Below are 26,273 nucleotides of genomic sequence, written 5' to 3'. Positions count from 1 at the left end.
GGAGAGATACAAGTGGAGGATTGTGACTTTGAGGATTTTGACTTTAATATAAATATAGCTGTGGCGGGAATGGGGCTTATTGGAGGTTCCTATGCTATGGCACTTAAAGAGTTAAATCCCAGATGTATAGTTGGAATAGATAAGGACAAAAAGACTTTAGATAAAGCTTTAGATATGGGTATTATAGATAGGGCATATGAAAGTGGTGGAAGATTTTTAAAAAAAATTGACTTGATTATAATAGCTCTTTATCCTAAAGATACGGTGAAGTTTGTAAAAGATAATCTGCAGAACTTAAAAAGAGGGGTAATTATAACAGATACCTCAAGTGTAAAAGAATATGTGGTTAGCAGTATAAATTCATTTTTACCTGAATGTATGGAGTTTGTTCCAGGTCATCCCATGGCAGGCAGGGAGTCCAGGGGGATAGAATTTGCTTCAGCAGATATTTTTAAAAAAGCCAATTATATAATAACACCAAGCTCCAGAAATACTCTCAAGGCTCTCAATATGATAGATAATATGGCAAGAAAAATAGGATGCAGCAATGTGACTTATGTAAACCCCGAAGAACATGATAATGTAATTGCCTTTACCAGTCAGCTTCCACATGTTGCAGCCGTTTCTCTTATGAATTCCTATGATGAAAATTCTATAAATAATATGGAATTATTCATAGGAGGAAGCTTCAGGGATGCCACCAGGGTGGCACAAATCAACTCTAAACTATGGAGTCAGTTATTTATAATGAATTCAGATAAATTAGTAGAAGAAATAGAAAAATTTCAAAAAAGTATTGATGAATTAAAAACAGCCGTAATATATAAAGATGTGAACAAGATAGATGATATTTTTGAAAATGCAGTACATAGGAGAAAAAATATAGTTAAAAGACAAGGATAGTGATTTTATGAATATTATTGATATTGATCTTAAAGAAAAATACTATAAAATCTATATAGAAAGAGGAATTTTGAAATCCATAGGAGAAAAACTAAAATCTGTATACAGGGACAGAAGCATAGTTGTAATTACTGATCATAATGTAGAGAAATTGTATTTGGATGTATTGAAAAAATCACTTTTAGATAATGAATTTAAGGTGAATACAATATCCATAGCACCGGGAGAAAAGAGCAAAACTCTGGGTGTATTGGAAGAAGTGTATAAAAAATTATGTAAATTTAACACAAGAAGAAGTGATATTATAATTTCTCTTGGAGGTGGAGTGGTGGGTGATTTGGCAGGCTTTGCCGCAGCCACTTATCTAAGAGGAATAAGGTATATTCAGGTTCCAACTTCAATTCTGGCTCAGGTAGACAGCAGTGTAGGGGGAAAAGTAGCTGTAGATTTGCCCTGGGGAAAAAATTTAGTGGGAAACTTTTATCATCCAGACGCTATATTTATAGATCCGGAAGTACTTATATCCCTGAATGACAAGTTTTTTAGTGATGGAATGTCAGAGGTCATAAAATATGGATTTATACGGGACAAAAGCATTTTGGAGGATTTAAGCTCTTATGCAAAGAAAAACGAAACTTTAGATAATATGGAAAATATAATATATAAATGCTGTGATATAAAGAAACAATTGGTGGAGGCAGACGAAAGAGATTTAGGAGACAGAATGATATTAAATTTTGGGCATACGCTTGGACATTCCGTAGAAAGATACTATGATTATGGAAAATACAGTCATGGAGAAGCTGTTGCCATTGGCATGGCCTGTATAACCAAAAGAACTGAGGAGATGGGGATTACTAAAAGGGGCACTTATAATTACATGAAATTCATATTGAAAAAATACGGCCTCCCAACTTATATGCCGGATGTGGATAGGCAGGTTATTATAAATTCCATAGCACTGGACAAAAAATCATCAGGTAAAGATTCCATAAACCTCATAGTTTTAGAAGAAGTGGGAAAAGCAAAAATAATGAAGGTAAAAATATCTCAGGTATATGACTTCTTATTTTCAGATAAAATTAAATAGCAATTATAACGAGGATAAAGAAGGGAGGAAGGTATTTTGAAGTATGTACACATAAATCCAGCTGAATTAAAAGGAGATATAATTGTTCCAACATCTAAAAGTATATGTCATAGAGCAATAATATGTGCTTCATTATGTGATGGTATAAGTAATATAGAAAATGTGGATTTTTCAAAGGACATAGAAGCCACTTGTGGTGCTTTAGAAAATTTAGGTGCAGAAATACAAAGAAATAAAAGCTCCCTGATTGTAAAGGGAAACTCTCAGCTTCATGTAAAAAATTCAAATATAAATTGTTTTCAGTCAGGTTCCACTATAAGGTTCCTGATACCTGTAGCGGCAACCATTGGAGAAAAGGCTGTTTTTACAGGTGAAGGAAAGCTGGCGGAAAGACCTCTTGATATTTATTACAGTATATTTGATGATCAGAAAATATATTATAGGAATTTCCGGGGTAAATTGCCATTGACTTTAAAAGGAAAACTGAAGCCAGGTGAATACAAGATAAAGGGAAATGTAAGTTCCCAGTTTATAACCGGACTTTTATTTGCCCTTCCCCTATTGGATGGGGATTCCACAATATGTATAACTACCGAATTGGAATCCAAACCCTATGTGGATATTACGTTAAGCGTATTGAAAAAGTTCGGAATAAGCATAGATAAAAATAACTGCGGCAATTATGAGGTTAAAGGAAATCAGAAATACAAGAGTACAGATTTCAAAGTGGAGGGCGATTTTTCTCAAGCTGCTTTTTGGCTTGTCATGGGATCCCTTGGAAATGGTATCACCTGTTATGGATTAAAAAGGAACTCCCTTCAAGGAGATAAAATTATAATAGATATACTCAGAAGAATGGGTGTAGAAATCAAATGGGGAGAAAACAGTGTAACTGTTAAACCCTGCCATGAAATTCATGGAACTACTATTGATGCCTCACAATGTCCGGATCTTATACCTGCACTGGCAGCTTTGGCATCTGTTAGCTGTGGTATTACTGAAATTAAAAATGCAGGCAGGCTTAGAATTAAAGAATCAGACAGACTTGAGGCCATATCTTCAGAATTAAATAAAATAGGAGGAGATATAATAGAAAAAAAAGACGGACTTATCATAAGAGGAAGAAAAAAACTTGTTGGAGGAAATGTGAACAGCTGGAAAGATCATAGGATAGCCATGGCTCTGGCATCCATATCATCAAAATGTTCAAATCCCATGGTAATAGCAGGAGCTGAATGTGTAAAAAAGTCATATCCAAACTTTTGGAAGGATTTTGGAACTTTGGGGGGCAATATAAATGAGTGGAATATGGGGTAATAGGATAAAGATATCTATTTTTGGAGAATCCCATGGGAAAGCTATAGGTATCAGCATAGATGGATTAAAACCCGGTACTGAAATTGATCTGGAATATATAAGGCAACAGATGAAGAGGAGGGCACCAGGCCTTACAAATCTGTCCACTGCCAGAAAAGAACAGGATGAGTTTCAAATTTTAAGCGGATATTTTAACGGCAGAACTACAGGTACTCCTCTTTGTGCAGTTATACTAAATAAGGATACCCATTCCCAGGACTATAAAAAGACTTCCAGTATACTTAGACCGGGGCATGCGGATTTTACAGGAAGAGTTAAATACCATAATTTTAATGATTACAGAGGCGGGGGCCATTTTTCAGGAAGGCTCACAGCACCACTGGTTTTTGCCGGTGCCCTGTGTAGAAAAATCCTGGAAAAAAGAGGAATAATAATAGGAAGCCGTATAGAAAGCATAGGAAAAATTAGAGATGAAAGCTTTTTTGATATTGTTTCCGTAAAAAAAGAAACGCTTCTGGATTTTTCAAAAGATAGTTTTCCTGTGCTGGATAAGACTTGTGGTGATAGGATGAAAGAAAGTATATTGAAATCAAAGGAAGAAGGAGATTCCCTTGGTGGAATTATAGAAACTATAGTTATAAATTTACCGGCGGGCATAGGTGATCCATTTTTCGATTCAGTGGAGAGCACTCTTTCACATCTCTTGTTTTCTGTTCCAGCAGTTAAAGGAGTGGAATTTGGAGAGGGATTTAATATAACAACTATGAAAGGCTCAGAGGCAAATGATGAATATTATATGTCAAAAGATAATAATATAAAAACTTACACCAATAATAACGGAGGAATTCTAGGAGGAATTACAAATAGCATGCCTTTAGTATTTAGAGCTGCTATAAAGCCCACTCCTTCTATAGAAAAAAAACAAAGAACTGTAGATATTGAAAACAGGGAAAATACAATTTTGAAAATAAAAGGAAGACATGATCCCTGTATTGTACCCAGAGCTGTTCCGGTGATAGAAGCAGTTACAGCTATAGGAATATTGAATTTAATGGAAGAATGAATTAATGGAGGGGATAATTTGGAAAGCTTAGATGAGTTGAGAAATAAGATAAACAAAATAGATGGAGAAATGATTGAACTCTTTCAGCAGAGAATGAATATAGTTTCTAAAGTGGCAGAATATAAAGAAAAAAAACATATGGAAATATTGGATAAAAGTCGGGAAGAAGATATTATAAAAATTCACTTGGATAATATAGGGCACAGATCAATGGCAAATGAGATAGAGGTTTTTTTAAGAGATGTTATGAGTATAAGTAAAAGCCTACAGAAGAAAAAGATAATGGGATTACATAATAAGGATAATACTTCAAAAATAAGAACTTATAATAGTTCATGTGAAGTGGGGTTTCAAGGTATATTTGCATCTTTTAGCTATGAAGCTCTAACTAATTATTTTGGAGATAAAGTCAAAACTGCAGGTTTTGATAATTTTAAAGATGTATTTCAAGCTTTAGAAAATGGAAATATAGATTATGGAGTTCTTCCCATTGAGAATTCTTCTACAGGAGGTATTTCCGAGGTTTATGATCTGCTGGAAAAACATAAATTTTATATAGTGGGAGAAAAATGTATTAAAGTAAATCACAATTTGATAGGCACTGCAGGAGCTTCAATTGAAGATATAAGGGAAGTGTATTCGCATAGTCAGGCATTTATGCAGTGCAGCAGTTTTTTAGAAAAACATAAGGAATGGAGGCTTATTCCCTATTTTAACACAGCTAGAAGTGCTGAATATGTAAAGAAAGAAAATAATAAGATCAAGGCTTCTATAGCCAGTAAAAAGGCGGCAGAATTTTATGGACTGAATATATTGGAGGAAAATATAAATTACAACAGTGATAATTATACCAGGTTTATAATAATAGGCAGGAATATGGAATATGATAAAAAATGTGATAAAGTCAGTATTCTTGTTACTCTGCCCCATAAATCAGGTACCTTATACAATATACTCAAGTTTTTTTGGGAAAATAATTTAAATATGACTAAAATAGAATCAAGACCTATGATAAATAAGCCCTGGCAATATTTTTTTTATATTGATTTCTGTGGGAACATAATGGAGAATGGTACTGAAAATGCAATAGAGGGAATAGAGAGAGAAAGCTCTTATTTTAAATTATTGGGGAATTACAGGGGAGATGATTTAAGTTGAGTGACTTTTATGGACTTATAGGTAAGAGATTAATACACAGTTTTTCCAGTATAATACATCATTTGATTTTAAAAAAGATAGGTAAAAATGGGGAATACAATCTTTTTGAAGTAGAAGAAAAAAACTTGAATAGATCTGTAGAGGCATTAAAAATTTTAGGATGCAGGGGTGCTAATGTAACTATACCTTATAAGGTTGAAATCATAAAATATATGGATGAGATATCTGAAGAGGCAGAGAATATAGGGGCCGTAAACACTATAGAATTTACACGTAATAAACTAACGGGTTATAATACGGATTATTATGGGTTTGGATTGACTTTAAAGAGATATGATATAGATGTATCGAATAAAGATATAATATTATTGGGTACAGGAGGAGCGTCTAAAGCTGTAGCCAGGTATATTTTGGATAAGGGAGCAAAAAATATCATACATGCAAGCAGAAATCCCTGTAAATCAAGCAGTGATAAATTTGAAATTATCTCATATGAAGAATTACATAAAATAAAAGGGGGAGATATAATAATAAATTGTACACCTTGTGGAATGTATCCCAATGTAGATAATTGCTCTGTAGATGAAGGGATTATAAGCAAGTTTAACACAGCTGTGGATTTAATATACAATCCCCGGAATACTTTGTTTTTGAAATTGGGAAACAAATTGGGACTTAATACCGTGAATGGATTGTATATGCTGGTAGCTCAGGCTGTGGCGTCCCAGCAGATATGGCAAAAGAGAAAAATACCTTTGAAAATTGTGGATGAAATATATAATGAATTGTTAAATACAAATGAAAATTCTAATTTAATGCATGAGGATATTGTGTAATTTATGAAAAGAGAAATTAAAAATATAGTCCTCATAGGTATGCCCGGATCAGGTAAAACTACAATAGGTAAAATGTTATCTGATAAATTAAACAAAAAACTCATAGATATAGATGGGTGTATAGAAAAACAGCAGGGGCTTACTATTTCAGAGATTTTTAAAGGTGGAGAAGAATATTTTAGAAATTTAGAATTAAAGGCAGTGGAACAGGCTAGTGATAAAGAAGATGTTATAATATCTACTGGAGGAGGAGTAATAAAAAATAAAATAAACATATTAAATCTTAGAAAAAAAGGATTGATAATTTTTATAGACAGGCCATTGAAGAATATAATTGGTGATTTGGATATAAAGAAAAGACCTCTTTTAAAAAATGATGCAGGAGAAATTGAAAAAATTTTTAAAGACAGGTACCTTGTTTATAAAAACTACTGTGACTTTTTTGTTGAAAATATAAATACTATTGAAAAAGTATTGAGGGATATAATTAAAATTTATAATGACAATATGCAGCCTTAATATAAGGAACTGATAGTAAATTTATTTTGCTGTCGGTTTTTTTATCATATTTTTTATCATAATAATAGTATTATATAGTATATAGGATTAGTACAGCTATAAATTCAGCAGATTTATGGGGAAATTAAATTATAGCAGTTTAGCTTCTAGGTCGGGGAGGGTATTTATGGAAAAATTAAAGTACTTTATAACCGAAATTTCAGTTGCGGTTATAATATTGCTGATTATATGTATGGCATCACTGGTGGATGTAAAATCCAGGGAGTCCTCCAAAACCTCCCAGGTGGTGCATAATATGCAAAGTACGCTTCAACAGTATAAGAAGTCATTAGATAATTTAGGAAATACTGTGCAAAGAGAAAGCATAGAGTTAAAAAAATTAAAAAATGACATGGATGATGCTGCACAATCAGGGAACACTTATAAATGGAACGAGGCAGTGGTGGCATATAATAGCAAATTGACAGCGTATAATATGCATATTGATGAATACAATAAAAAGATAAATATTTATAATAAAAGCTATCAGCAATATGAAAGTATGAAAAAGAAAAATGAAAATATAATAGAATGGATTAAAAGCATAATTGGAATAAGTTAAAAATTAATGTAAAATGGAATGTAATAAAGGATAAAAGTGGAGGAAAAAAATGAAAAATAAATACAAAAGATTCCCTGTTCTATTTTTGGTTTTTGGATTGATTTTAGTAGGAACCATTTCAACAATATCCATAAAAAGGTATAACAGAACAAATGCCGATGAAAAGATAATTCAACAAGGTATTTCATCCCAAGAAAATAAGAGAGAAAAAATATTTTTTAGAAAACCTGAAAAATCTCCAGATAAAACTTCTATAAAAATATACAAGGTCAAAAGAATAATGGAGCTTTATGGAGACGGACATTTGATAGGAAGGTTTAAAATCGGCATTGGAAGGAATCCCCAGGGCAAAAAAGAAGCAGAAGGAGACAACAAGACACCAGAAGGAGATTACTATATATGCTATATAAATTCTCAAACTAAGTATACATATTTTTTAGGAATAAGCTATCCCAATGTAGAAGATGCGAAAAATGCATTGAATAAAAATATTATCAGTAAATCTGAATATGAAAAAATAAAATCTGCTGTAGAAAATAAAAGACAACCACCCTGGAATACCAGACTTGGTGGTGCTGTAGGCATACATGGCGGTGGCTCTAAGTATGATTGGACATATGGATGTGTGGCTCTATCCAATGAAGATATAAATATATTAAAAAAATATGCACCTCTTAAAACACCTGTGGAAATATATAAATAAAAAATCTTGATTTATTAGCATAAATAGGAATATATAGGGCAAAAAAAGCACAAAATAAAATGAAAAACATGTGAAGGGGTGCTTTATTATGTTGAAATATAAACCTTATAAAATTTTATTAGCCTTGAGTTTATTGGCAGTGTTTCTAATTGTTGTATTTATAACCGTAGGTTACAGGACAAAATCTTTGGCAAAAGAGGCACAAGATCCTAGAAGTTATTATTTTGTAGTTATCGGAAAAAAAACCATATGTAAAATTGATACAGTCACAAACCAAATTGTAAGCAAAATCAATGTGGAGGGTACACCTGAAGACATGAAAACTTCTTCAGATGGAAAAACTTTAGTGGTAGTGGTGTCAAATATTAAGGATGAAGATAATAATGGATTTGTATTATTTTATAATATTAAAGACAATAAACTTATAAAAAAATTAGAAATTGGAAAACATCCTTCACGGATTGCCTTTGTCCCAAACAAAAATTATATAATGATAACCAATGCAAAAAGTAATGATATATCTCTAATCGATGCTGAAAATTATACTGTACTTCAGCCCATACCTGTTGGAAGAAGACCTAAAGGTGTTTGTATGTCTGCGGATGGCAGATATTGCTATGTGGCAAACACTGGTGAGGATACCATAACTGCAGTGGATATGAATAATTTTAAAAGCATAAAAAAAATAAGGGTGGGAAGATATCCTGTAGATATATCTTTAAATAAGGATAGTGGTAACATTATGGTAACTTTAAGCAGGGAAAAAGCTATAGCACTGATAAATCCCCATACAGAGGATATTGAAAAAATTGATCTGGCGGATGAACCTAAAAACATTTATAGATAAAGACAAAATATAAATGATGAAATAATATATACATATTTAATATAGTATCCGTAAATATATTTTAAAAAGTATATACAGGATTATAAATTGAGTTATAATATATGTATAGAATGATTATCAATCAATAAGAAAATTTAAACGAAAAAATGCTTTTCTTGTTTAAATTTTATATTTTTTACAAAATACCACCCCTCAGGGGTGGGGGGAGGTAAAAGTGAATGAAGAAAAAAAGAAAGCTTTTCAGGCATTAAAAACTTCAAAGGGACAAATTGAAGGAATAATGAAAATGATAGAAGATGGAAGGTATTGTATTGATATATCCAATCAAATAGTAGCAGCTCAGGGACTTTTGAAAAAAGCAAATTTACTAATATTGAAGCAGCATTTAAATCATTGTGTAAAAGATGCTTTTCTTCATAATTCTGGAGAAGAAAAGGTAGATGAAATAATGGGTTTATTGGGGAAATTGTTGGATAAGAACGGATAGAAATTAAGTATATGGATTTGGGTAAGTTAAGTATAGGAGGTATTAAAATGAAAAGCAGAACTTTTCAAATAGAGGGAATGAGTTGTGCAGCTTGTGCCAGAACAATAGAAAAGGTAAGCAAAAAATTAGATGGAGTGGAAGAAGCCAATGTAAATTTTGCCACTGAAAAGTTAACTATAACCTTTGATCCTTCTAAAATGAAAGTTGATGATTTAAAAAAGGATGTTGCAAGGGCAGGATACAAGATCATTGAAGAAGAAAGCAATATTGACAAGAACAAGAAAAAAGAAGAAGAAATCAAAGAGTTAAAGCGAAGATTTATAGTGTCGGCTGTATTTACAATTCCCCTTCTTGTTGCAGCTATGGGTCCTATGATAACTGAAAAATTGAATATAATGCTTCCTGGACCAATAGATCCTATGGTACACCCCCGGGAATTTGCAGTAATTCAGCTTTTATTGGTTATTCCGGTAATAGCAGTTGGAAGAAAATATTTCACAGTGGGATTTAAATCACTATTTAGAAAAAGCCCTAATATGGATTCTCTTATAGCTATAGGAACATCGGCAGCGTTTTTGTATAGTTTGTTCTCTGTATTCAAAATATTACTGGACAATAATTATTATCATATGTATTTTGAATCTGCAGGGGTTATACTAACTCTTATAACTTTGGGAAAGTATTTTGAAAATGTGGCTAAGGGGAAAACTTCTGAAGCTATAAGAAAGTTAATGGATTTGGCACCTAAAACTGCAAATATAATAAAAGATGGGGAAGAAATAAAGATTCCAATTGATGAAGTGGAAGTTTCAGATGTAATTGTGGTTAGACCGGGAGAAAAAATTCCCGTAGATGGTGAAGTTATAGATGGAATGACTTCTGTAGATGAATCAATGCTTACAGGAGAAAGTATACCGGTGGAAAAAACCCCGGGAAGTAAAATTATCGGTGCAAGTATAAACAAGAATGGCTTCATAAAATACAGGGCTACTAGAGTTGGAAAGGATACAGCACTTTCTCAGATAATAAAATTGGTTGAAGAGGCTCAGGGATCAAAGGCACCTATTGCAAAACTGGCAGATGTGATAGCTGGTTATTTTGTACCTGTAGTTTTAATATTGGGCATAATAGCTTCCATAGCCTGGTATATATCCGGGCAATCAGGAGTATTTGCAATAACTATATTTATATCCGTACTTGTAATAGCTTGTCCATGTGCATTGGGACTGGCAACTCCCACAGCTATAATGGTGGGAACAGGAAAGGGTGCAGAGTACGGAGTGCTTATAAAAAGTGGTGGAGCTTTAGAGATTGCACATAGAATACAGACGGTAGTGTTTGATAAAACCGGTACTATAACTGAGGGAAAGCCCAAGGTCACAGATATAGTGCTGTCAAGCGATTTAAAAGAGGATTATTTGCTCCAAATTGCTGCATCTGCTGAGAAAGCATCAGAACATCCATTGGGGGAAGCTATAGTTAAAGAAGCCGAAAAAAGAAATATCCCGCTAAAAAAAATAGAGTCCTTTCTTGCCATACCTGGCTATGGCATTGAGGTCACCCTGGGAGGCAATGACGTGCTTTTAGGTAATAAAAAGCTTATTATGGATAGAAAAATTTTTCTAAAAGATATGAAAGAAGTATCACAAAAACTGTCCAGTGAAGGCAAGACACCTATGTATATAGCATTAAACAATAAATTGATAGGAATAATAGCTGTAGCAGATACTGTTAAAGAAAATAGCAAAAAGGCCATAGAAAAGCTTCACTCTCTTGGAATAGAAGTAGTTATGATAACCGGAGACAATAAAAATACAGCTCAGGCTATATCAAAGCAAGTGGGAATAGACAGAATACTTGCAGAGGTACTTCCACAGGATAAGGCCAATGAAGTAAAAAAGCTGCAAAATGAGAATAAGAAGGTAGCTATGGTGGGGGATGGAATAAATGATGCTCCGGCTTTGGCCCAGGCAGATGTGGGTATAGCAATAGGCTCAGGGACGGATGTGGCTATGGAATCAGCGGATATCGTACTTATGAAAAGTGATTTGATGGATGTGGTTACAGCTATAGATTTAAGCAAAAAAACCATAAAAAATATAAAAGAAAATTTATTCTGGGCTTTTGGATATAATTCTTTAGGTATACCTGTGGCCATGGGAGTGCTTTTCATATTTGGCGGTCCGCTTTTAAATCCTATGATAGCAGCATTGGCCATGAGCTTTAGTTCAGTTTCAGTACTTTTAAATGCACTTAGGCTGAAGAGATTTAGACCAATGTATAATTAGAAAGTTTAAACTGATAATTTAAGTTGACAGCTTAATTATAGCTGTCAACTTAAAATAAATATAAAAATATAAAGAGGTGTAATTATGTTTTTTAAAGGAAAGATAAAGAAGATTGTACATGTAGAGGGAATGAGCTGTCAGCATTGTGTTAATCATGTAAAGTCAGCCTTGGAGTCAATAGAAGGTGTTTCAAATGCCAAGGTGGATTTGGACAGTAAGACTGCCATTATAAAATCTTCATCTGAAATCAATAACTCTGATATAGAAGCAGCTGTGAAGGATGCAGGTTACGAAGTAAAAAGCATAGAATAGGAAAATTCAATATGCCTTAATTAGCGAATACTAAAATGACCAATGAATGACTTTTCACTGGTCATTTTAAATTTATTTAGATTCATATACATAAATTATTGACATTTATGAAGTATTAAAATATACTAATGATATAAACATATGAACAAGTACTCATATATTCATATGTAGATTTATACATACATATCCATTATTTTGATTTTACTAAAATTGTGGAAAGTAAAAGAAGTTGTCAGGGCGGAATAAAAATAACAGGGGAGGGGAACTTAAATGAATGTGGCTGCTGGTGAAAAGTTAAATGACAGTAGAATTATGAATATTAAAGATGGTAATAAAAAAAGAGAGTTCATACTGGAAAATTTATGCTGTGCCAATTGTGCTAATAAAATTGAAAATCAAGTAAAAGATATTCCCGAAATAAAAACTGCATATCTGAATTTTTTGTCTAAAAAACTTATTGTACAGTTGGAAGATGAAGAAAAACTGGATTGTGTTATAAAAAAGATAGAAAAAATAGTACACAAAGTAGAACCAGAAGTAAAGCTATTATATGATATGAAAAAGGACCAATTAGAAAAAAATTCAGATGGTGCTAGGGAAAAAAAGTATAGTATTGAAAATATAATTCTGGGCATAGGTGTTTTGATTTATGCCAGTGCCGTAATTTTTAATTTCCAGTTTAAAATAGAATTGACATTGTATTTAATAAGCTATCTCATAATCGGACAGGAAGTGCTGTTAAAAGCAATTAAAAATATAGGCAGAGGCCAGGTGTTTGATGAAAATTTTTTAATGTGCATTGCAAGTATCGGAGCTTTTTGTATTGAACAGTACCCAGAAGCTGTGGCAGTAATGTTGTTTTATAGGATTGGTGAATATTTTCAGGATAGAGCGGTAGATCATTCTAGAAAATCCATATCTGATTTGATGAATATAAAGCCAGATTTTGCCAACGTAAAATCAAATGGCCAGATAAAAAAGGTAGATCCGGAAAATGTAAATGTGGGAGATATAATATTAGTTAAGCCAGGAGAAAAAATACCTCTGGATGGAGAAATAGTAGAGGGTAATTCCACGGTAGATACCTCAGCGCTAACGGGTGAATCACTTCCCAGGGAGGTTTCCGTAGATGATGAGGTATTGGGAGGATTTATAAATAAAAATGGAGTCCTGTCTGTAAAAGTAACCAAGGTATTTGGACAATCTACTGTAGCCAAAATATTGGATTTGGTTGAAAATGCCAGCAGTAAAAAAGCTCCTACGGAAAATTTTATAACTAAATTTGCCAGATATTATACCCCCACAGTAGTTGTATTATCTTTTATGCTGGCAGTACTTCCACCGCTTTTTGTAACCGGGGCAACTTTTTCAGTCTGGTTTTACAGGGCATTGGTATTTCTAGTTGTATCCTGTCCATGTGCATTGGTTATATCCGTGCCTCTGGGATTTTTCGGAGGTATAGGAAGTGCTTCTAAAAATGGCATTCTCATAAAAGGAGGGAATTATTTAGAAGCGTTAAATTATGTAAATACAGTTGTATTTGATAAAACCGGGACTTTAACTAAAGGAGTATTTAAGGTTACAAAAGTTAAAGCCTATGGCAGTTTTAAAGAGGAGGATGTTTTGAAATATGCATCATTTGCGGAGGTGTATTCCAATCATCCCATTGGACTTTCAATTCTAAAAGCTTATAACCAAGAAGTAGAAAGAAGCTTAATAAAAGATTACAGGGAAACTCCAGGCAAAGGCATAAGTGCTACTGTAGGTAAATGTGAAATATTGGTAGGAAATGAAAACTTTATGTCTGATAAGGGAATTTTATGTGAGCAGGTTGAGTCAGTGGGAACTATAGTGCATGTGGCTTTGAACAACAGCTATGTTGGATATGTAATCATATCTGATGAGCTGAGAGAAGATTCTCGAAAAGCAGTAAAAGATTTAAAAAATCAAGACATAGAAAAAGTGATAATGCTAACAGGAGATAATTCTTTGGTGGGGAAAAAGATAGCTGGAAGTATTGGATTAGATGAGGTGTATTCAGAGCTTCTCCCGGATGAAAAGGTGGAAAAATTAGAAGAAATATATAATAGAAACGGTGAAAACGGAAAATTAATATTTGTAGGGGATGGAATCAATGATGCTCCGGTACTTGCAAGAGCAGACGTGGGAGTGGCTATGGGAGGTATTGGTTCAGATGCGGCTATAGAAGCTGCAGATGTGGTCATAATGACAGATGAACCTTCTAAAGTGTCAGTGGCCATTAAAATAGCCAGGAACACTAAAAAAATAGTTACACAAAATATAGTATTTGCCCTGGGGGTAAAGGTTATAATTATGATTTTGGGAGCCCTGGGAATTGCAAATATATGGGAAGCTGTATTTGGAGATGTGGGAGTTGCCCTTATAGCAGTGTTGAATTCCATGAGAACCATGAAATTTGACAATGAATAGGTTGAGAATATGAAGAAAATTGTACTATGCAGGCAGGGCTTTATATAAGCATCTGCCTGTTGTAAATTTAGGAAAGAAGTAATTGGAGATATTTTGCCATATGGGGATATGTATGCTCTGTATTTTGTTATATAATATATATAAGAATTGGAGAGTAGGAGGACAAATATGCTAGAAAAGTTGTATGAGTTACAAAATGGTACGGATATAAGGGGAATTGCCATTGAAAATAAGGAAAAGGATGTAAATTTCACTGCTGAAAGGGTAAAGAAAATAATTCGGGGATTTGTAATATGGCTTGAAAACAAAAAGGGTATAGGAAGAGATAAATTAAAAATTGCAGTAGGCATGGATTCAAGGCTGTCAGGTCCTGAACTTAGGGATGTTATATCAAGGGAACTTCTGAATTTAGGATGTACTGTATATGATTGTAATCTTTGTACCACACCGGCTATGTTTATGACTACTGTGCATCCCGGGTATAAATGCCAGGGTTCTATTATGATAACAGCAAGCCACTTGCCCTATTATTATAACGGGCTGAAATTTTTTACTGAAAGTGGTGGATGTGAGAAGGAAGATATAAAATATATATTGACAGAAGCCTCCAATGACAATTGTAAAATAGCCTGTAATAAAGGTAAAATCTTAAAAGTGGATTTTATAACTGAATATTCCAATATACTGGTTAAAAAGATCAGGGAAGGTATAAATTCGAAGATCAATTATGGGAAACCCCTATTGGAATTTAAGATTATTGTAGATGGAGGCAATGGAGCAGGAGGATTTTTTACAAGTAAGGTTTTAGAACCCTTGGGAGCAGAAACTGGTGGAAGTCAATTCATTGATCCGGATGGAAGATTTCCAAATCATATCCCCAATCCGGAGGCTAAAGAAGCCATGGAATCTATAAAAAGTGCAGTAATCAAAAATAAAGCGGATATGGGCATAGTGTTTGATGCGGATGTGGATAGGGCAGCTATTGTAGATGGCAATGGTAAAGGTATAAACAGAAATACACTGATAGCTTTAGTATCCTCCATAGTTTTGGAAGAACATCCAGGTACTGCTATAGTCACTGATTCTGTAACTTCAAGAGGCTTAAACGAATTTATTCAAAATTTGGGGGGAAAACACCATAGGTTTAAAAGAGGCTATAGAAATGTTATAAACGAGGGTATAAGGCTGAATCATGAAGGAGAAAAGTGTTTTTTAGCTATTGAGACTTCAGGGCATGCAGCTTTAAAGGAGAACTATTTTTTAGATGACGGAGCTTATTTAATAGCTAAGATACTGATAAAAATGGCCAAAATGCATGAAAAGGGGAAAAGTATAGAAAATTTGATAGATACCTTAAAGATTCCCCTGGAGAGTCTGGAATTTAGGTTTGATATTTTAGATGAAGACTTTAAAGACTATGGCTTGAAAATAATAGAGGATCTAAAATTCTGTATAAAAAAAATTGAAGGGTGGAATCCAGCACCTGACAATTATGAGGGAATAAGAGTGGAATGTGACAGGTCCAAGGGAGACGGCTGGTTTTTGCTGAGGATTTCCCTCCATGAACCCGTATTATGCCTGAATATTGAATCGGACGTTATAGGAGGATCAAAAATAATTATAGATAAATTAAAATCCTTTTTAATGAATTATAAGGATTTAGATATTAATAGCTTTAAATAAGTGTATACTTTTAAGATATATGCAGTGATGTGTTATATTAAATCCTGTAATTTATACTATACATGTTAAAAATGATATACTATAATATAATATAGTATATCATTTTTATATCTATAATATTTAAGAAGGAGAAAACGGACATGATTTTCTATGATGATAACAATTTAGATATAATAGAAAAGGATTTAAGATATCTTCAATTATTATCTAGGGAATATCCAACAATATCCAGTGCAAGTACGGAGATTATAAATCTTCAGGCTATATTGAACCTGCCTAAAGCTACGGAGCATTTTATAAGTGATATTCATGGGGAGTATGAATCCTTTACTCACATGCTGCGAAATGCATCTGGAGTAATAAAGAGAAAGATAGACGATGTATTTGGAAATTCACTGAGAGAAGAACAAAAGGCAGCACTGGCAACAGTAGTATATTATCCTGAAAGAAAATTGGAGTTAATTAAGGAAAAAGAAGCCAATCTGCAGGATTGGTATAGAATAACCTTATATCAGTTAATTGAATTGTGTAAAAATGTATCCTCAAAATATACTCGTTCTAAAGTTAGAAAGGCTTTGCCCAAGGATTTTTCATATATAATAGAAGAGCTGCTTCATGAGCAGGATGACAGAGTAGACAAACAAGCGTACTATAATGGTATAATAAAGACTATTATAGATATTGATCGTGCTCCTGAATTTATTATAACAATCTCAAATGTAATACAGAGATTAGTAGTGGATAGGCTGCATATTATAGGAGACATATATGACAGGGGGCCTGGAGCTGAAATCATAGTGGATGCACTTATGAAGCATCATTCTGTGGATATTCAATGGGGAAATCATGATATGCTGTGGATGGGGGCGGCTTCCGGATGCAGATCCTGTGTAGCTAATGTATTGAGAATATCACTTAGATATGCAAATTTAAATACTGTTGAAGATGGATATGGGATAAATCTGCTTCCTCTTGCAACCTTTGCCCTGGAATTTTATAAAGATGATCCTTGTGAAAACTTTATTCCTAAAACTTTAGACAAGGATATAAATAAAAATGAACTTCAGTTGTTGGCAAAAATGCATAAGGCCATAGCTATAATGCAGTTTAAAATAGAAGGTCAGATAATAAAAAGACATCCCGAATTTAAAATGGAAGACAGGTTATTACTGGATAAAATAAATAGAGAAAAATGGGAAATAAGCATATATGGCCATATTTATAAATTGAATGATACTGAATTTCCCACTGTAGACTGGAAGGATCCTTATAAATTGACGGACAGGGAAGATGAGATTATTGAAAAGCTGACGAATTCCTTTGTAAACAGTGAAAAACTGCAGAGACATATTAAATTCTTATATGGAAAAGGCAGTATGTATTTAGTTTATAATTCAAATCTTCTCTATCATGGATGCATTCCACTGAATAAGGACGGAAGTCTTAGAGAAGTCAAAATAGGAAAGATAAGCTATAGGGGAAAAGAACTTTTAGACAGATATGATCGTATAGCCAGGGATGCATTTTTCTTTAAATGCAGCAACAAGGGTAAAAAATATGCTATGGACATGATGTGGTATATGTGGTGCGGAGAGGATTCACCTATGTTTGGAAAAACCAGAATGACCACTTTTGAAAGATATTTTATTGATGATGATAAGGCTCATTGCGAACCCAAAAATTATTATTACCGATATAGAGACAATGAGCAGGTATGTAGAAATATATTATCGGAATTTAATTTAGATCCAGACAGCTCCCATATTATAAATGGACACATTCCGGTAAAAACCAAGGAAGGTGAAAGTCCCATAAAGGCAAACGGGAAACTGCTTGTAATAGATGGGGGATTTTGCAAGGCATATCAGCCCGAGACTGGAATTGCAGGATATACTTTGATATATAATTCCTATGGATTGCTGCTTACTTCTCATGAACCTTTTTCAGCTATAAAAAATGCCATAGAAGAGGACAAGGATATTATATCATCTACAATAATTTTGGAACATGTAGCTAAAAGAAAGAGAGTAGCGGACACGGATATAGGAAAAGAGCTTAAAGAACAGATAGCCGATCTGGAGAAACTCTTAATAGCCTACAGGAAGGGACTTATCAAAGAATATAATAACCAGGTGGAATGAGGTTATACATTGATAGCTGCCTCACAGCAATCTTCATATTTGCCGTGAAGCAGTTATAACAATGAAGAAAATATTTTACAAAAAGCTTCAAAAGCCTTAATGAGAGGAGATAAATTGTCAAAGTATTTATCAGAAATCCTCCTGCTGTTTTGAAGATCTTCAAAAAATAAATTTTCAAGTTCCTCCGTGGTTTCCTGGTCGTAAATCATTGCATTTATCTCATAATTTAACTCATAACTTCTTATATCCATATTGGCAGTGCCTATAGTACATATTTTTCCGTCTATACTGGTGGTTTTAGAATGGACAAAACAGTTCTTATTGTAGAAATAAACTTTCACTCCGTTTTTAATTAAGTCCCCAAGATAAGTTCTGGATGCATAGTATGCAAGTATATGATCATATCTGCCAGGGAATAGAATACGTACATCTACTCCGCTTAAGGATGCAACTTTTATTGCGTTCAATATGCTTTCCGTAGGTACAAAATAAGGGGTGGTAATGTAGATATGTTCTTTAGCCATGCTTATCATTTTTAAAACTGATTGTTCAATAGCTGGAAATTCAGAATCCGGGCCGCTTTTTACAAGCTGCATTAATTTGTTATTGTTATTGGAGGAAGCCTGGGGAAAAAATTCTTCAAAATTTCCATCATATAAAAAATATTCTTCATTTGCAGCTTTTATTGTAGCAAAATCATCTATAAATACAGCCTGGAGGCCCAATACAAAATCTCCTTTTACCATTATGTGAGTATCGCGCCAATAGCCGTATTTACTTTTTCCCACATATTCATTTCCTATATTTATTCCACCTACGAAGCCCACCTTGCCATCGATAACTGCTATTTTTCTGTGATCTCTATAATTTATCTGAGTATTTATATGTCTTAAAATTGGGGCCAGGAAATATGAATATTGTACTAAGTCCACACCAGCCTTTTTTAGATCCTGTATAAAATTTTTATTTAATTTTATACAGCCAACCCTATCAAGTATAAGTCTTACAGTTACTCCTTCTAAGGCTTTTTTTATCAATATGTCCTTTATTTCATTTCCGGTTTCATCACTTTTTATTATAAAATATTCCATGTGAATATGATGTTTTGCTTTTAAAAGCTCTTTTTTTAGACAGCTGAATTTTTCCAGACCATTTTTAAACAACACTATGGAGTTGTTTGTAAATAAAGGTGATTCACTGTTTTTTGAAAGAAGTTCAATTAGGGGAGTATAACTGTTGTCTCCTATGTTTTTTATAGCTTCATATATTAATTCTTCTATGTTTATATTTGTCTGGTCATGAAGTTTGTGCTTTTTCCAGTTCCTTCCCAAAAAGATATAAGCTATTAAACCAAAAGGCGGCAATAGTATGAAAACAGCTAACCAGGCAATTGTTTTCTCAGGATTTTTTCTTTCCAAAATTATAACAATTACAGATAATATAACATTAATTAAAAATGTAAGGTAAAAAATGTTCTGCATTTTTTATTTCCTCCTGAATATTGTGTGTATCAAGTGATTACTGATTTGGGTGGAATTTCCCTATGAGAAATATTATTTATACTTGAACCTTAATTTTTTTATTATAACATATATATTTACAAAGTTTATAAATACATGGATAAAAATAATTTTTTAGTTTTTTAAAGGTTTTTTATTTTCAGTGTAGAAATTTTATAAATAGAAAATATAATAAAGGGGACTGAGCTAATGAATTTTGATCTTGATAAAATAATATATTATTCTGCAGTACCTATTTTTGTAGTGTTATTTATTTTCCTTTTAGTAGTTTTTATTAAAAATTTAAAGAATAATAGGAAATAATTCAAATAAATTTCACAAATTTTTATAAGTGAAATATAGTACAACCTGTGTTATAATGTTAATATAAATTACAATAGAATCCATTATAAAAACTGGGAGGGAAGAAATTGTTAAAATGCCAAATATGTGGTAAGCCAGCGGATAGGCATCATATAGTTTATAGGAGCCAGGGAGGCGTGGATTTTCCTTTGAATTTTAAATATTTATGTCCAGAACATCACAGGGGAGAATACGGACCTCATAAAAATAGAAAGTTGGATTTAGAGTATAAACTGGAAATGCAGAAAAAACTTGAAGAATTGCTTTGTAAAGAGTTTTATACGTTGGATGAATTAGTAACCCTTCTTCAAATAAATAAGGGTATGTTAAAAAAACTTTTAAGAGAATATAAATTATATAAAGAGGGATATAGAAGTTTTGATGTAATATACAGACTTATGGGCAGAAGGACATACACAGAATATATGATGGAAGAATATTATGATTTTATAGCAAATTTCTAATAACAGCTGTTTCAAAATACACTTTATAGTAAGGGCGTTAAATGAAATTAAAGATAAACTGCAGGTTAATCATTTTAAACTTGCCAGTTATTATAAAAATGTCTACTAAAACACTAATTAATAAAATTATCTCTAAAATAAGCACTTTATATTAACTTAAATTTTACAAAATACAATAAAGGGATAATGGATATAGTCGCTTTCTAAAAAAATTAAGTTAGATAAGGGGGTTATTGACATGAAAGAGAATATACTTATGTTGTTAACGCTGGAGGAAATAAGTAATATAACTAAAGGCTTGAAAATTGCAATTGATGCTGTAAATGAGGACAATGTAAAGATTGATGAGAAGTTAGTGGATAATATAGAGGACGTGCTTAGAAAATTACTTCAAGTAGAAGCTGAATGTTCGAAGTAGTATTTACTAAAAATCCTATGCTGTTAGGTCGATTATTATCTAAAATCTATATTTTATAATAAATATTAGTAGTGATAATTGGCCTATTAGTGGGGTTGAAATTTTCATGAACATTTTAACTGTCTAATTGAATTATTATAATGATTTGAAAGGAAATACAGAAATCAGCATTAAAATTAAAGATATTAAGGAGTAGAAATATATGAATATAGCATTTTTTCTCACACCTAAGGCAGATGTAGTTTATGAGACACCGAACTCAACTATGAGACAAGCACTGGAGAGAATGGAGTTGTATAGGTATACAGCTATTCCACTTATTGACAATAAGGGCAAATATGTGGGTACCCTCACAGAGGGGGATTTGCTCTGGAAGTTGAAAAACACTCCTGATTTGAACTTTAAGAATACAGACAAGGTACTTCTAAAAGAAATTTCCATGCGGATGAACAATAAATCAGTTAGAATTAATTCCGATATGAAAGATTTGATATCACTTGCTGTAAATCAAAATTTTGTACCAGTCATAGATGATAAAGATGTATTTATAGGAATTATAAAACGAAGTGATATAATAAATTATTGTTATAAAGGGTTATTCCATAAAAATTGCAGCCTAGCTGGTAAAATAAAAGAATGAATTTAATAAGATTAAATTCTATAAAAATATATGTTGACATTATAAGATTCAAGTGATATCATGTATTTAATTTAAATATTAAATCCTTTGACGAGGAAGAGTAACTATATAATTAAGTTATAGAGAGTTGAGAAGGGTGAAATCTCAATACTGGATATGTAGTGAATGGACCTAAGAGGAGTAAATTGAAATCTACTCAGGTAGAAAGTAGTGGTTAACGTTAGCCGTACGTTATAACGGATAGGATATGTTTGTATCTAAAAAGAGGTGTTTAACAGACACAATTTAGGTGGTACCGCGGATATCTCCGTCCTAGTTTTTAGGATGGAGTTTTTTTATGGAAAAAATATAGGCATTGGTGGTGTTTTATTATGTTATGAAAGAAATATTTCTCTCTCAATTATAGTATAAACTTAGGGATTTCCCTAGGATTTAATATTTAAAATTATAATTTTAGGAGAGTGTCAATTATGAACTTAAAAAAAATGATTATAAATTCTATACTGCTTGCCATTGGTGCAGTATTGCATCAAGTTGTGCCTCCAATTTTATTTGGAATGAAACCAGATATATCTCTCGCCATGCTTTTTATAATACTTTTGCTTAATAAGGATTACAAGACTTGTGTCTGCTCGGGTGTTGTGGCAGGAATATTGGCAGCGGCAACTACAACTTTTCCAGGAGGACAATTTGCAAATGTAATTGACAAATTCATAACTATAAATGTAATGTTTATTTTGGTAAAACCTTTTAGGGACAAAGTGAATAATCAGATAAATATTGTATTGACTACGGCAATTGGAACAATAGTAAGCGGTACTGCATTTTTAACTGTAGTTTTGCTTACAGTAGGACTTGGCACTAGCTTTACGGCATTATTTTTAACTGTAGTGTTACCAGCAGCTGTTGTAAACACCATAGTGGGTGCAGTCTTATTTAATATAATAAATATAGCAGTAAAAAGAGGGGCAGTAAAACAAATATAAATTGTTAAAAAATCAAGGGCGTGATTTTATTTTATCTCCCTTGATTTTTTTAAGTTATTTATTATATTTTTTTAGTATTCCTTCAAGTATTCTGGCATGACGGCCTTCATCTTTAGAAGCTGAGTTAAAAAACTCTCTTGCAGAATCAATTTTTAATTTTTCTGAGTGAAGTGCATCTTCACGTTTTGACTTATTTGCAAAAATTTCTCCTTCCAGCATCTGTCTTATATCCTGGAAGCAATCCCCCGTTATCATATTGTTTAACTCAGCACATGTAGCAGCATGTTCTATTTCCTCTTTTGCAAGAACTTTTAGTATTTCTGCAATGTCTCCATATCCCTGTCTTTGAGCTTGACGTGCTATAGCAGTATATAGACCAGCTTCTTTTGTTTCACCCTTAAATGTCTGTTTTACTAATCTTTCAACGTCAGTGCCTTCTGTATCTCCCAAGGTTGTTTCATAAGTTAATTTTACATTTTCCATATTATAATAACCTTCTTTCCTTAATATCTATGTACAAGGTATTGTAAGCCCCTCGCCATGGCTGGTTATACATAAACTACATATAATTAATTTTGAGATGATTTTTTGTTAAGTATGTAGGCTTCATGAATTTTATCTGCTGTTTCCGAATTGTCATTTTTTATATCAGCCAGATATAAGAGCACACTGCCTTTATAATCTTTTGGGTTCCCAAATAAAATTACTTCACATGCACTTCTCAAAATATTTATTATACAGTCCTCGTCATGATAAGCATTACAGCTTTTACATTGATTTAATATAAGGCCAATTGTATCTATAACAGAGGATTTATCAAAGACTTTTGTATCAAATAGTGGGATTTCATCTATCTCTTCATCTAAAAATTGCTGACCAGATTTAAGACAGTCAAGTAAGTTTTTTTTACAATATCCTATTAGACAATTTGATTTATCACAGTGGTCCCCACAAATTTCTTTTCCTAAACAACAATTTCCCACTGATGTTATGAGAGAATTAAAATTTATTTCTGTTTCCAATTTATTACCCCCCAGAAGTTTATAATAATAATTATATAATATTTACTATTAATTTGTAAAGCGTTTTTGGTAAGTAATTAAAACTTTAAGTACAGTTTTCATGGCAGACGTATGAGTAAATAAATAGAAAATTTTGCAAGTGATAAAATCAACTTTTTCAAAAAATATCTGACTATGTGATTGCACTAAAAGGTAATCAAAAGTTATTTTATGATGAAGTAAAAAAATATTTAGAACATGCAGCTTGCTCTGAATTAATTTTTTTTAATTTCACTTGACAGCTTTAAAAGTTTGTGAGAAACTTAACTTAATTATTACATGTAATGATTTTTAAGTATTAAAAAAAGTAAACATAGCAAAAATAATATTAAAATATATAGGTGTATTTTACTTAAAAGGGAAGTTAGATGAGAAGTCTGCACGGTCCCGCCGCTGTAAAAGAGGAGTCCTTATAGATATACCACTGGGAAACTGGGAAGGTTATAAGGATGATGATTCCAAGTCAGAAGACCTGCCTATATTATTTGGGAACCATTAAGCTCTACGAGTGATAGGGAGGTGACTGTAATATAGGAATTTATATTGTTTTTTATAAATTTTAACCCCTCAGCGCTTTTAAGCTAAGGGGTTAAATTTTTATTTAGAATTAAAATGGATTTTTAAATATAAAATTGGAGGTAATAAGAAATGCATATTGAAGATGGTATTTTATCACCACAGGCTTGGGGAACATGGTATGCTATAAGTGCTGTATTTATGATACCAGGTGTTAAGGAGATAAAAAAAAGGGTTAAAGAGAACTTATATTATAAACCTTTTTTGGCAATGGTAGGCGTAGCAGTATTTGTTATATCATGCATGCATATTCCCGTTCCTGTAACTGGCTCCTGCTCTCATCCCTGCGGTACTGCACTGGCAGCTATTATAGTAGGACCTTTTGCAACTGGTGTTATTTCAGCTATTGTATTGTTTTTTCAGGCCATATTTTTAGGACATGGAGGCATAACCACCATTGGTGCAAACACTTTTTCCATGGGTATAGCCGCGGGGATTTTAGGATATTTATGTTGGAAAATATTAAGGTATTTTAAAAGTCCTATTTGGCTGGCCGCAGGAGTGGCAGGTTTTGTAGGTGATATAGTTACATATCTGGTAGCTGCCCTTGAATTGGCCATAAGTTTACATGGACATGTTCCTTTGATGAAGCAGTGGATGATATTCTTTTTAGGTTATGGTCCTACTCAGCTGCCTTTAGCTATAGCAGAAGGTGTATTTACAGCATTGGTTCTTCAGGTCATGATAAAAAGACGTCCAGATTTGCTGCCAGGTGTACTTAGGAAAGAGGAGGCAAAATAATTATGGAATCAAGTGGTAATATAAAAAATGGAAAAGGTACAAGCATTAAATTTTTAGATAAATTTACTAGAATTATGTTGACAGTAATGATAATCCTGTTTATTTTTATATTTGGGGCTTCAAAATATATGGTCAATCATAAAATGGAAGCCGGAGGTACAGATGACAAGGTGAATACCATGGCATCCAATAATCACAAGCCTTTTGTTGAATTACCTGGTGATGCACAGGTAGGAGCCTTTTCTGTAGCAAATTTTTTTGCAGGCTTAATAGTGGGACATCATTGGGAAAAATTGTTTGGAGAATCAGCTAAAAATAAAAAATCGTTAAAGGAAGAATAAATTATGGAACTATCTTCATTTGGCAGGATATCTGGTAATAAAAGTTTTTTACACCGTTTGGATGGAAGGGTAAAAACAGTTTTGTTTTTAAGTGCAATTATAATTGTAACTTTTCTTTCCCATTGGTACTTAGTAGTTTCTCTGTGGGCACTTTCTATAATTGGATATTATACTTTGAATATGCCCTGGAAAAGACTTATAAAAAGGATGCTTATGCCCTTTAGTATAGCATGGCTTGTGTTTGCCAGTATGTTATTTACCAATGGACAGCAGGTATTAACCTATATTCCCCTTTTTGGATATCGCTTTAATATTTACAGAGAAGGTCTTATACTTGGAATTTTGTTGATGCTCAGGATAATGGCAGCAGTTAGTCTGGCATGTATACTGTCCTTTTGCACACCCATGATTGAAATACTTGAAACCCTGAGAATATTTAAGGTACCATCAATTATAATAGATTTAGCGGATATGATGTACAGATATATATTTATAATTGAGGATACGGGAAAAAGTATGAGACATGCCCAATTGAGCCGTATGGGAGATAATTCCAGTTGGATGCGCCGTGCTGAAGATGCGGGAAAAATAGCAGTTTATGTCATAATAGAATCTTTGGATCGCAGTGTGAGGGTTTACAATGCCATGCTTTCAAGAGGATATAACGAAGAGAGTAAACAAGCTAAGTTTTTCACATACTCCATTCCAGCCAAGGATTTTCGCTTTGGAATATTAGGAGCAGTTTTATTGGCAGCTTTAATTATTGCAAATATATTGATTTAAAA

The 26,273-nt window shown here is 32.8% G+C and carries 26 protein-coding genes, 1 riboswitch and 1 other annotated feature; of the genes, 23 read left to right on the top strand and 3 right to left on the bottom strand.

What is annotated here, in order from left to right; all coding sequences use genetic code 11:
* Nucleotides 1-12: 12 nt before the first annotated feature.
* From ACYUJ6_RS11870 to ACYUJ6_RS11795, 16 genes are all read left to right on the top strand, one after another.
* Nucleotides 13-903 (top strand): prephenate dehydrogenase, encoded by an 891-nt coding sequence (locus ACYUJ6_RS11870; protein WP_461842987.1) that lies wholly within the window; start codon nt 13-15, stop codon nt 901-903.
* Between the two features lie 7 nt (nt 904-910).
* Nucleotides 911-1,993 carry a 3-dehydroquinate synthase gene (aroB, locus tag ACYUJ6_RS11865; RefSeq protein WP_461842986.1) on the top strand — a complete coding sequence of 361 codons (1,083 nt, stop codon included), beginning with the start codon at nt 911-913 and terminating at the stop codon, nt 1,991-1,993.
* A gap of 36 nt (nt 1,994-2,029) precedes the next feature.
* On the top strand, nt 2,030-3,310 hold the full coding sequence (aroA, locus tag ACYUJ6_RS11860; protein ID WP_461842985.1) for a 3-phosphoshikimate 1-carboxyvinyltransferase: 1,281 nt from the start codon (nt 2,030-2,032) through the stop codon (nt 3,308-3,310).
* Nucleotides 3,291-4,373 (top strand): chorismate synthase, encoded by a 1,083-nt coding sequence (gene aroC, locus ACYUJ6_RS11855; RefSeq protein ID WP_461842984.1) that lies wholly within the window; start codon nt 3,291-3,293, stop codon nt 4,371-4,373. The genes aroA and aroC overlap by 20 nt, the downstream gene beginning before the upstream one ends.
* An 18-nt stretch (nt 4,374-4,391) precedes the next feature.
* Nucleotides 4,392-5,531, top strand: a complete 1,140-nt coding sequence (locus tag ACYUJ6_RS11850) for a bifunctional chorismate mutase/prephenate dehydratase (protein WP_461842983.1) — start codon at nt 4,392-4,394, stop codon at nt 5,529-5,531.
* The gene (gene aroE / locus ACYUJ6_RS11845) at nt 5,528-6,367 is read left to right on the top strand and encodes a shikimate dehydrogenase (protein ID WP_461842982.1); all 840 of its coding nucleotides are present in this window, start codon (nt 5,528-5,530) and stop codon (nt 6,365-6,367) included. The genes ACYUJ6_RS11850 and aroE overlap by 4 nt, the downstream gene beginning before the upstream one ends.
* 3 nt (nt 6,368-6,370) lie before the next feature.
* The gene (locus ACYUJ6_RS11840) at nt 6,371-6,886 is read left to right on the top strand and encodes a shikimate kinase (protein WP_461842981.1); all 516 of its coding nucleotides are present in this window, start codon (nt 6,371-6,373) and stop codon (nt 6,884-6,886) included.
* Between the two features lie 166 nt (nt 6,887-7,052).
* Nucleotides 7,053-7,487 carry a hypothetical protein gene (locus ACYUJ6_RS11835; protein WP_461842980.1) on the top strand — a complete coding sequence of 145 codons (435 nt, stop codon included), beginning with the start codon at nt 7,053-7,055 and terminating at the stop codon, nt 7,485-7,487.
* A 49-nt stretch (nt 7,488-7,536) separates the two neighbouring features.
* The gene (locus tag ACYUJ6_RS11830) at nt 7,537-8,190 is read left to right on the top strand and encodes a L,D-transpeptidase family protein (protein ID WP_461842979.1); all 654 of its coding nucleotides are present in this window, start codon (nt 7,537-7,539) and stop codon (nt 8,188-8,190) included.
* Between the two features lie 88 nt (nt 8,191-8,278).
* Complete coding sequence (locus ACYUJ6_RS11825) at nt 8,279-9,037, top strand: YncE family protein (protein ID WP_461842978.1); 759 nt, start codon at nt 8,279-8,281, stop codon at nt 9,035-9,037.
* 214 nt (nt 9,038-9,251) lie between these two features.
* Complete coding sequence (locus tag ACYUJ6_RS11820) at nt 9,252-9,524, top strand: metal-sensing transcriptional repressor (RefSeq protein ID WP_461842977.1); 273 nt, start codon at nt 9,252-9,254, stop codon at nt 9,522-9,524.
* Between the two features lie 47 nt (nt 9,525-9,571).
* Nucleotides 9,572-11,812 carry a heavy metal translocating P-type ATPase gene (locus tag ACYUJ6_RS11815; RefSeq protein ID WP_461842976.1) on the top strand — a complete coding sequence of 747 codons (2,241 nt, stop codon included), beginning with the start codon at nt 9,572-9,574 and terminating at the stop codon, nt 11,810-11,812.
* An 84-nt stretch (nt 11,813-11,896) separates the two neighbouring features.
* Nucleotides 11,897-12,124 (top strand): heavy-metal-associated domain-containing protein, encoded by a 228-nt coding sequence (locus ACYUJ6_RS11810; RefSeq protein WP_369704899.1) that lies wholly within the window; start codon nt 11,897-11,899, stop codon nt 12,122-12,124.
* A 270-nt stretch (nt 12,125-12,394) separates the two neighbouring features.
* Nucleotides 12,395-14,575 carry a heavy metal translocating P-type ATPase gene (locus ACYUJ6_RS11805; RefSeq protein ID WP_461842975.1) on the top strand — a complete coding sequence of 727 codons (2,181 nt, stop codon included), beginning with the start codon at nt 12,395-12,397 and terminating at the stop codon, nt 14,573-14,575.
* Between the two features lie 168 nt (nt 14,576-14,743).
* Nucleotides 14,744-16,258 (top strand): phosphohexomutase domain-containing protein, encoded by a 1,515-nt coding sequence (locus ACYUJ6_RS11800; protein ID WP_461842974.1) that lies wholly within the window; start codon nt 14,744-14,746, stop codon nt 16,256-16,258.
* A 140-nt stretch (nt 16,259-16,398) separates the two neighbouring features.
* Entirely contained in the window at nt 16,399-18,399 is a 2,001-nt protein-coding gene (locus ACYUJ6_RS11795) for a fructose-1,6-bisphosphatase (protein WP_461842973.1), read from the top strand.
* Nucleotides 18,400-18,452: 53 nt separating this feature from the next.
* Here ACYUJ6_RS11795 and cls read toward each other — a convergent pair whose 3' ends face one another.
* On the bottom strand, nt 18,453-19,880 hold the full coding sequence (gene cls / locus ACYUJ6_RS11790) for a cardiolipin synthase (RefSeq protein ID WP_461842972.1): 1,428 nt from the start codon (nt 19,878-19,880) through the stop codon (nt 18,453-18,455).
* A gap of 449 nt (nt 19,881-20,329) precedes the next feature.
* Here cls and ACYUJ6_RS11785 point away from each other — a divergent pair, with 449 nt between their 5' ends.
* The 4 genes from ACYUJ6_RS11785 (at nt 20,330) to ACYUJ6_RS11770 (ending at nt 22,769) form a co-directional block, all read left to right on the top strand.
* Entirely contained in the window at nt 20,330-20,725 is a 396-nt protein-coding gene (locus tag ACYUJ6_RS11785; protein ID WP_461842971.1) for an HNH endonuclease, read from the top strand.
* A gap of 238 nt (nt 20,726-20,963) precedes the next feature.
* Entirely contained in the window at nt 20,964-21,143 is a 180-nt protein-coding gene (locus tag ACYUJ6_RS11780) for a hypothetical protein (protein WP_369704893.1), read from the top strand.
* A 202-nt stretch (nt 21,144-21,345) separates the two neighbouring features.
* Nucleotides 21,346-21,783, top strand: a complete 438-nt coding sequence (locus ACYUJ6_RS11775) for a CBS domain-containing protein (RefSeq protein ID WP_461842970.1) — start codon at nt 21,346-21,348, stop codon at nt 21,781-21,783.
* 78 nt (nt 21,784-21,861) lie between these two features.
* Nucleotides 21,862-22,101: a binding site (T-box leader), on the top strand.
* A gap of 152 nt (nt 22,102-22,253) precedes the next feature.
* Nucleotides 22,254-22,769: a tryptophan transporter gene (locus ACYUJ6_RS11770; RefSeq protein WP_461842969.1), complete on the top strand. Its 516-nt coding sequence runs from the start codon at nt 22,254-22,256 to the stop codon at nt 22,767-22,769.
* 54 nt (nt 22,770-22,823) lie between these two features.
* Here the strand turns inward: ACYUJ6_RS11770 and ACYUJ6_RS11765 are convergent, their stop codons facing one another.
* Entirely contained in the window at nt 22,824-23,252 is a 429-nt protein-coding gene (locus ACYUJ6_RS11765; RefSeq protein ID WP_461842968.1) for a ferritin-like domain-containing protein, read from the bottom strand.
* 86 nt (nt 23,253-23,338) lie between these two features.
* Complete coding sequence (locus ACYUJ6_RS11760; protein ID WP_461842967.1) at nt 23,339-23,791, bottom strand: hypothetical protein; 453 nt, start codon at nt 23,789-23,791, stop codon at nt 23,339-23,341.
* Nucleotides 23,792-24,152: 361 nt separating this feature from the next.
* A riboswitch (cobalamin riboswitch) is annotated at nt 24,153-24,324 on the top strand.
* A gap of 154 nt (nt 24,325-24,478) precedes the next feature.
* On the opposite strand from ACYUJ6_RS11760, the gene ACYUJ6_RS11755 reads away from it, so the two are divergent.
* The 3 genes from ACYUJ6_RS11755 to cbiQ are packed head-to-tail and all read left to right on the top strand — an operon-like array spanning nt 24,479 to nt 26,271.
* Entirely contained in the window at nt 24,479-25,147 is a 669-nt protein-coding gene (locus tag ACYUJ6_RS11755) for an energy-coupling factor ABC transporter permease (protein ID WP_461842966.1), read from the top strand.
* 2 nt (nt 25,148-25,149) lie between these two features.
* The gene (locus ACYUJ6_RS11750; RefSeq protein ID WP_461842965.1) at nt 25,150-25,488 is read left to right on the top strand and encodes a hypothetical protein; all 339 of its coding nucleotides are present in this window, start codon (nt 25,150-25,152) and stop codon (nt 25,486-25,488) included.
* A gap of 3 nt (nt 25,489-25,491) precedes the next feature.
* Nucleotides 25,492-26,271, top strand: coding sequence for a cobalt ECF transporter T component CbiQ (cbiQ, locus tag ACYUJ6_RS11745; RefSeq protein ID WP_461842964.1), 780 nt, complete (start codon nt 25,492-25,494; stop codon nt 26,269-26,271).
* The last annotated feature ends 2 nt before the right edge of the window (nt 26,272-26,273 follow it).

It is taken from the genome of Clostridium sp. JNZ X4-2, assembly GCF_054889485.1.
The sequence above is the reverse complement of the archived record's forward strand: the minus strand, read 5'-3'. Positions and strand labels throughout refer to the sequence as shown.

Excerpts from the sequence above, each read along its gene's own strand:
- ACYUJ6_RS11750 (WP_461842965.1), top strand. The coding sequence starts at position 25,150 with ATGGAATCAAGTGGTAATATAAAAAATGGAAAAGGTACAAGCATTAAA.
- ACYUJ6_RS11840 (WP_461842981.1), top strand. The coding sequence starts at position 6,371 with ATGAAAAGAGAAATTAAAAATATAGTCCTCATAGGTATGCCCGGATCA.
- cbiQ (WP_461842964.1), top strand. The coding sequence starts at position 25,492 with ATGGAACTATCTTCATTTGGCAGGATATCTGGTAATAAAAGTTTTTTA.
- ACYUJ6_RS11815 (WP_461842976.1), top strand. The coding sequence starts at position 9,572 with ATGAAAAGCAGAACTTTTCAAATAGAGGGAATGAGTTGTGCAGCTTGT.
- aroB (WP_461842986.1), top strand. The coding sequence starts at position 911 with ATGAATATTATTGATATTGATCTTAAAGAAAAATACTATAAAATCTAT.
- ACYUJ6_RS11805 (WP_461842975.1), top strand. The coding sequence starts at position 12,395 with ATGAATGTGGCTGCTGGTGAAAAGTTAAATGACAGTAGAATTATGAAT.
- aroC (WP_461842984.1), top strand. The coding sequence starts at position 3,291 with ATGAGTGGAATATGGGGTAATAGGATAAAGATATCTATTTTTGGAGAA.
- ACYUJ6_RS11770 (WP_461842969.1), top strand. The coding sequence starts at position 22,254 with ATGAACTTAAAAAAAATGATTATAAATTCTATACTGCTTGCCATTGGT.
- ACYUJ6_RS11810 (WP_369704899.1), top strand. The coding sequence starts at position 11,897 with ATGTTTTTTAAAGGAAAGATAAAGAAGATTGTACATGTAGAGGGAATG.
- ACYUJ6_RS11830 (WP_461842979.1), top strand. The coding sequence starts at position 7,537 with ATGAAAAATAAATACAAAAGATTCCCTGTTCTATTTTTGGTTTTTGGA.
- cls (WP_461842972.1), bottom strand. The coding sequence starts at position 19,880 with ATGCAGAACATTTTTTACCTTACATTTTTAATTAATGTTATATTATCT.
- ACYUJ6_RS11755 (WP_461842966.1), top strand. The coding sequence starts at position 24,479 with ATGCATATTGAAGATGGTATTTTATCACCACAGGCTTGGGGAACATGG.
- ACYUJ6_RS11775 (WP_461842970.1), top strand. The coding sequence starts at position 21,346 with ATGAATATAGCATTTTTTCTCACACCTAAGGCAGATGTAGTTTATGAG.
- ACYUJ6_RS11795 (WP_461842973.1), top strand. The coding sequence starts at position 16,399 with ATGATTTTCTATGATGATAACAATTTAGATATAATAGAAAAGGATTTA.
- ACYUJ6_RS11835 (WP_461842980.1), top strand. The coding sequence starts at position 7,053 with ATGGAAAAATTAAAGTACTTTATAACCGAAATTTCAGTTGCGGTTATA.
- ACYUJ6_RS11765 (WP_461842968.1), bottom strand. The coding sequence starts at position 23,252 with ATGGAAAATGTAAAATTAACTTATGAAACAACCTTGGGAGATACAGAA.
- ACYUJ6_RS11800 (WP_461842974.1), top strand. The coding sequence starts at position 14,744 with ATGCTAGAAAAGTTGTATGAGTTACAAAATGGTACGGATATAAGGGGA.
- ACYUJ6_RS11780 (WP_369704893.1), top strand. The coding sequence starts at position 20,964 with ATGAAAGAGAATATACTTATGTTGTTAACGCTGGAGGAAATAAGTAAT.
- ACYUJ6_RS11825 (WP_461842978.1), top strand. The coding sequence starts at position 8,279 with ATGTTGAAATATAAACCTTATAAAATTTTATTAGCCTTGAGTTTATTG.